The sequence below is a fragment of the Microbacterium sp. RU1D genome (genome assembly GCF_900156435.1).
In the GTDB taxonomy this organism is placed as follows: Bacteria; Actinomycetota; Actinomycetes; order Actinomycetales; family Microbacteriaceae; genus Microbacterium.
Genome location: NZ_FTPQ01000002.1, coordinates 717,664 through 724,189 on the forward strand (window position 1 = coordinate 717,664; position 6,526 = coordinate 724,189).

Below are 6,526 nucleotides of genomic sequence, written 5' to 3' on the forward strand. Positions count from 1 at the left end.
GAGGATGCCATGACCCGGTCCGACGACGCCCGCGCCGAATTCGCGGGGTTCCTACGCAGCCGCCGCGCGCGCCTTCGCCCCGCCGACGTCGGTCTGCCCGAGGGGACGCGCCGACGGGTTGCGGGCCTGCGGCGCGAAGAGGTCGCCCAGCTCGCCGGAGTGGGCCTCACCTGGTACACCTGGCTCGAGCAGGGGCGCCCGATCGCGGCATCCGCTCAGGTGGTCACGGCCATCGCCCGGGCCCTCCTGCTCAGCGACGACGAGCGCGACCACCTGTTCGCCCTGGCCGACCTGCCCCTCCCCGACCGCGCGGCCCGCATGTGCGTCGGTCAGACCCACCTCGACCTGCTCGAGAAGCTCCTGCCCTACCCGGCGGCGGTGCAGACGTCGCGGTTCGACATCCGCGCCTACAACCGTTCCTACCGCTTCCTGTTCGACGACCTCGACGACATGCCCGCCGAGCGCCGCAACTGCGCCGTGCTCCTCTTCACCGACTCGGCGTGGCAGCGGGCCCACGTCGACCTCGACCACGCGCAGAGACGCATCGCCGCACGCCTTCGCGCCGCCTACGGCCGGCACCACGAGGAACCGTCGTGGCAGCGTTTCGTCGCCGAGCTCGAGGCGATGTCGCCGCGCTTCGGCGAGCTCTGGCGGCTGGGAGACGTGGGCGGCGAACGCAACGCCCCCAAGCACCTCGTGCACGCCCGTGTGGACGAGCTGCACCTCGAGATGTCGAGCCTCTGGATCGACGAGGGGCTCGGCTCGCGCATGGTGTGGTTCTCGCCCCGCGACGCCGCGACCGCCGAGCGTCTCGAGCGGCTCGCCGCCGAGAGCCCGCGCGAAGCCCTGGTCAGCGCCGCGGCCTGAACAGCGACCCCGGCGGGCACCTCGGCTCCGCCTCAGGACAGGGGCTTGAGTTCCAGGGTGTCGACGGTCGTGTCGGACCCGACGGGCGCGAAGGCCGTGTAGCCGTCGGCGGCCGAGCGCTCGAGCAGCGCCTTCATGTTCTTCACCCGCTGCTCCACGCGCACGCGCGCGCCATCGGCGACGAGACGGCTCTTGAGCGCGAGCAGCCGGTCCAACGGGACGTCCTTGTCGTGCACCAGCACGACGGACCGCTCGCCGTCGGCTGCGTCGTCGGGCAGCAGATCGACGATCCGCTCGAAGCCGATCGAGAAACCGACCGCCGGCACCTGCTGGCCGAGGAAGCGCCCGATCATGCCGTCGTAGCGACCACCGCCGCCGAGGGAGTAGTCGACGCTCGGGTGGGCGAGCTCGAAGATCGTGCCGGTGTAATACCCCATGCCGCGCACGAGGAACGGATCGAAGACGAGGGGCGCGTCCGCACCGCGCGCGGCGGCCACCGTCTCGCCGAGCGACACGAGGTGGGCGATCACCTCGTCCGGGATGCCGTCCGGCAGCGCCGCGCGGATGCCGGCGTCGTCGAAAGACGGGGTGGTCGCCGGTCGTTCCAGGTAGGCCGCGAGGGCGTCCACGGCGGCCGGACTCGCCTCGCGCTCACGCAGTTCCGCGACCACGCCCGAGGCGCCGACCTTGTCGAGCTTGTCGATCGTGATGAGCACGCCCGGTCGCTCCTCGGGTGCGAAGCCGAACGCGTCGAGCATGGCGTCGAGGGCGCGCCGGTCGTTCACCCGGATCGTTCCGCCCTCGAGGCCGAGGGCGTCGAGCACGTCGAGGCTGGCGGTCATGAGCTCGGCCTCGGCGCGGGCGCTGCCGTCGCCGATGATGTCGATGTCGCACTGCATGAACTGGCGGTACCGCCCCTTCTGCGGCCGCTCGGCCCGCCACACGGGGGCGATCTGGATCGCACGGAACACCGACGGCAGCTGCGCCCGGTGGGTGGCGTAGAAACGCGCGAGCGGGACGGTCAGGTCGTAGCGCAGCCCCAGGTCGGCCAGCGACGCCGGATCGTCGGCGGCCGCGCGGATGCCCTCGGCATCCATCCCCCGCTTCAGGATGCTGAACGACAGCTTCTCGTTGTCGCCGCCGAGGCCGGCGTGGAGGCGGTCGTAGTCCTCCATGACCGGGGTCTCGATCTCGTCGAAGCCGTGGGCGCGGTAACGCTCGCGGATGACGGCGAGCACACGCTCGCGACGGGCCTTGTCGGCGGGGAGGAAGTCGCGCATTCCGCGCGGCGGGTTCACGGATGCCACGCTCCCATTGTTCCAGGCTCGCGCGGCTCCCCGAGCGCGCGGTCTCGAGCGACCGCGCTTCGCGCCGAGATCGTACGGGATCGATGAAACCGTAGGCGATGGGCGGAAACAGCGTGCGCTTTCGTCAACCGGATGCGGTTTCGGCGCTCGCCTCGGCCGCGCGCACCTCCGCGCGGACGGTGCGCAGGCGCTCGCGCAGGGCGCGCTCGGCATCCCACCCGCGCTCGCGTCCGAGCTGCACCAGCGCCAGCAGGGCGTCGCCGAGCTCCGCCTCGGACGCGGGATCCGCGAGCCGGTGGTGCGGGGCGGACACGCCGACCTGCGCTGCCTTGCCGACCAGCTTCTGCGCGAGCGCGAGCGAGGGCATGTGCTCGCTGACGCCGTCGAGCACGCTCGTACGCTCGCGCTTCTCGGCCGCCTTCGCCGCGTTCCAGTGCACGAGGACTTCTTCGGGGGTGGATGCCACGGCACCCGCGAACACGTGCGGATGCCGGCGCACCATCTTGTCGGTGAGTCCGCGGGCCACGTCGTCGATGTCGAACGGGTCGTCCGGGTCGCCTGCCGCGATCTCCGCGTGGAAGAGCACCTGCCAGAGCAGGTCGCCGAGCTCCTCGCGCAGATCGGCGCGCGTCCCGGCCTCCACCGCGTCGATGACTTCGGCGCTCTCCTCGACGAGGTAGGGCACGAGGTCGCGGTGGTCGATCCGCTGCGTCCACACGCACCGTTCGCGCACGGCGCGCATGGTCTCGGCGGCTTCTCGCAGGGCGTCGTCGCTCACGGTGTCTCCCTTCGCAGCGCGGTTCGCGCCGCTCGCCTCGAGTATCCCCCGGCAGCCGCGTGCGCGGCGGGCCCGTGCCGGACTTCGGCGGTTCGCCTCCCGAGACGCCGCACCTAAGATCGGACGCCGCGGAACGTGCGCGCCGGTCCCCCGCTCGGAAGCGGGCGCCTCCCCCGTCGGAGATATCGGGATGCCGGTCGCCTGCACCACGAATTCCTGCGGCTGTTCCGGCGGGAGGCCGGAGAATATCCGGGGTAGGACCGGCGAGGCGGGCAGTCGGCGTCACACGTGATCTCCGCGTCACAGGACGCCGATAATCTTGGGCGTGTGCGTGAACTGACCCCGACCGAGGCCATCGACCTCGTGGGCCGCTTCGAAGCAGGCCAGGAGCTCCCCGAGCAGATGCGCGCCGACGTGCGCCTGCTCGGATCCCTCCTGGGACGCGTGCTTCAGGAGAGCGGCTCCCCCGGACTGTACGACGACGTCGAGCGTCTGCGCTCGGCGACGATCCAGGCCTACACCGACGAGACGCCCGAGGCGTTCGAGCGTGCGGCGGCCATCGCCGACGGCTTCTCGATCGAGCGTGCCGACGAGGTGGCCCGTGCCTTCACGGCCTACTTCCACCTCGTGAACCTGGTCGAGGAGCACCAGCGGGTGCGCGTCCTGCGCGAGCGCGGCGAGCGGGCCTCGCGCTCGGGCACGCCCGACACGATCGCCGCGGCCTTTGAGCGCCTCGCCGGCGAGGTCGGCGAGGAGACCGCGCTGGCTCGCCTGCAGGCCCTGCGGTTCCACCCGGTATTCACCGCCCACCCCACCGAGGCTCGCCGACGGGCGATCTCGACCAGCATCCGCCGTCTGTCCGAGCTGCTCGCCGAGCACGACGACGCCACCGGCAACGACAGCGAGAGCCGCCGCGCCGAGCGACGCATGCTGGAGGAGATCGACACGCTGTGGCGCACCGCCCCGCTCCGACGCGAGAAGCCCTCGCCCGTCGACGAGGTGCGCTCGGTCATGGCGGTGTTCGACGAGACGCTCTACACGGCCGTCCCGCGCGTGTACCGCCGCATCGACGACATCCTGCAGGGCGAGAACGCCGGCGCACGCGCCCCCATCGTGAAGCCGTTCGTGCGCGTGGGCTCCTGGGTCGGCGGCGACCGTGACGGCAACCCCTTCGTCACCGCATCCGTCACGCGCAAGGCCGCCGCCATCGCGAGTGAGCACGTCCTCCTGGGCCTCGAGCGCACCACGCAGCGCGTAGGCCGGGGACTGACCCTGGATGCCGAGACCACCCCGCCCAGCGACGCCCTCGTCGCGCTGTGGCACCGCCTGCGCGCAGCCGACGAGGACGCCGCCGCCGAGATCGCCGAGCGCTCCCCCGACGAGCCGCACCGTCGCATCCTGCTGCTGCTCGCCCGCAAGATCGCCGCGACCCGCACGCGCAACGCCGACCTGGCGTACCGCGACCCCGAGCACCTGCTCGTGGACCTGCGCACCGTGCAGGACTCCCTCGTCGCCGCGGGCGCCGCGCGCCAGGCCTACGGCGCGCTGCAGCGTCTGGTGTGGCAGGTCGAGACGTACGGCTTCCATCTCACCGAACTCGAGGTGCGCCAGCACTCGGCCGTGCACCGCAAGGTGCTCGACGAACTGCGCGCAGGCGGCGCCCGCAGCGAGCTGACCGAGGAGGTGCTCGAGGTCTTCCGCTCGATCGCCTACGTACAGGAGCGCTTCGGACCGCGCGCGGCCGGCCGATACATCGTGTCGTTCACGCAGTCCGCGCAGGACCTCGCCAATGTCCACGAGCTCGCCGCCTACGCGATGGGCCCCGGCGAGCAGCCGCCCGTGCTCGACGTCATTCCTCTCTTCGAGACGTTCGCCGACCTGCAGGCCGCTCCCGGGATCCTCGACGAGATCGTGTCGCACCCGGCCTTCGTCAACCGACTGAATGCCACCGGCCGTCGCCTCGAAGTCATGCTCGGCTACTCCGACTCCTCGAAGGACGTCGGCCCCGTCGCCGCCAACCTGGCCCTCTACGAGGCGCAGGCCAAGATCTCGACGTGGGCGCAGGCCGAGGGCATCGAGCTCACGCTCTTCCACGGTCGCGGCGGTGCGCTGGGTCGCGGCGGCGGTCCGGCCAACTCCGCGATCCTCGCTCAGCCCCCGCACTCGGTCGATGGCCGCTTCAAGCTCACGGAGCAGGGCGAGGTCATCTTCGCCCGGTACGGCGACCCCGATATCGCGATGCGCCACATCGATCAGGTGGCCGCGGCGGTGCTCACGGCATCCTCGCCCTCCATCGAGCGACGCAACCGCGGGGCGGCGGAGGCATTCGCCGACGTCGCGCAGACGATGGATGTCGCCTCCCGCGAGCGGTTCTTCGCGCTCGTGAAGGCCCCGGGCTTCGCGCCGTGGTTCGCCACGGTCACGCCCATGGAGGAGCTCGGGCATCTCGCCCTGGGCTCCCGCCCCGCCCGTCGCGGACTCTCGGTGGAATCGCTCGAAGACCTCCGTGCGATCCCGTGGGTGTTCTCGTGGACACAGGCGCGCATCAACCTCGCCGGATGGTTCGGGCTGGGCACCGCCCTCGACGCCGTCGGCGACGAGTTGCGTCTCCGTGAGGCGTACGAGCAGTGGCCGCTGTTCCGCACGATGATCGACAACGTCGCCATGAGCCTCGCGAAGGCCGACGAACGCATCGCCCGGCGCTACCTCGCTCTCGGGGATCGGGACGACCTCGCGCAGCTCGTCATGGACGAGATGCTCCTCACGCGCTCCTGGGTCGAGCGCATCACCGGCGGCGACCTGCTCGGGAACAAGCCGATCCTGCAGCGCGCCGTCAAGATGCGCAGCCCCTACGTCGACGCGTTGTCGCTCCTGCAGCTGCGGGCGCTGCGCGCCCTGCGCGACGCCGACGCCGAGAACCCGACCCCGGATGCCGAGCACCAGCGACTTCTGCTGCTCTCGGTGAGCGGTGTCGCCGCCGGTCTGCAGAACACCGGCTGAGCCGACCTCACCACGACGATGCGCCGACTCTCTCGAGGGTCGGCGCATCGTCGTCCCCGGCCACGGCGGACGCGACGCCGGCTACTGATCGCCTGATCAGGAGATCTGTTCCGTGGACGCGGTGACCGGTATGCCGAGAGAGGCTGCGCCGCACCGCTCGGCGAGCTGCACCATGAGGTCGGGCGTCTCGCGGTCGAGCCCGACGACGTACCCGGGGAGAATCGAGTTCCCGCGGTGCTACCCGTGACCGTCGCGAGGAATACCGATTCGCCGACGTCTGCACCGGCAATGCTCGCCATGGGGCCGACCAGAATGTGTACGCCGCCCCGCCTGTACCGCGTGCGCCGAACTAGACCGGATGAGCGCGTTCTCCACGCACCACGGTGAAGTATCCGCGCGCAAACGAAAAAGCGCCGGCACGCACTCCCGGCAGCGGGGAGACGTACCGGCACCGTAAGGCGGGCGTTCAGCCCGGGGAATTGTGCCCGTAAATGCGAAATGGCCACCCAGCGTTGGGTGGCCATTTCGTTAAAGGAAGTCCGGCGGTGTCCTACTCTCCCACAGGGTCCCCCCT

4 protein-coding genes are annotated in these 6,526 nt (G+C 71.3%); 2 read left to right on the forward strand and 2 right to left on the reverse strand.

Translation table 11 applies throughout. From position 1 onward, the window contains the following. Window positions 1-9 precede the first annotated feature (9 nt). Window positions 10-867, forward strand: a complete 858-nt coding sequence (locus B0B15_RS12180; RefSeq protein WP_076676397.1) for a helix-turn-helix transcriptional regulator — start codon at window positions 10-12, stop codon at window positions 865-867. Window positions 868-899: 32 nt separating this feature from the next. Here B0B15_RS12180 and hisS read toward each other — a convergent pair whose 3' ends face one another. Together hisS and B0B15_RS12190 are read right to left on the reverse strand one after the other, a co-directional pair. Beyond that, on the reverse strand, window positions 900-2,147 hold the full coding sequence (gene hisS / locus B0B15_RS12185; RefSeq protein ID WP_218123567.1) for a histidine--tRNA ligase: 1,248 nt from the start codon (window positions 2,145-2,147) through the stop codon (window positions 900-902). Between the two features lie 151 nt (window positions 2,148-2,298). Further along, window positions 2,299-2,916: a MazG nucleotide pyrophosphohydrolase domain-containing protein gene (locus tag B0B15_RS12190; RefSeq protein WP_256334294.1), complete on the reverse strand. Its 618-nt coding sequence runs from the start codon at window positions 2,914-2,916 to the stop codon at window positions 2,299-2,301. 363 nt (window positions 2,917-3,279) lie between these two features. Here B0B15_RS12190 and B0B15_RS12195 point away from each other — a divergent pair, with 363 nt between their 5' ends. Continuing rightward, on the forward strand, window positions 3,280-5,952 hold the full coding sequence (locus B0B15_RS12195; RefSeq protein ID WP_076676400.1) for a phosphoenolpyruvate carboxylase: 2,673 nt from the start codon (window positions 3,280-3,282) through the stop codon (window positions 5,950-5,952). The last annotated feature ends 574 nt before the right edge of the window (window positions 5,953-6,526 follow it).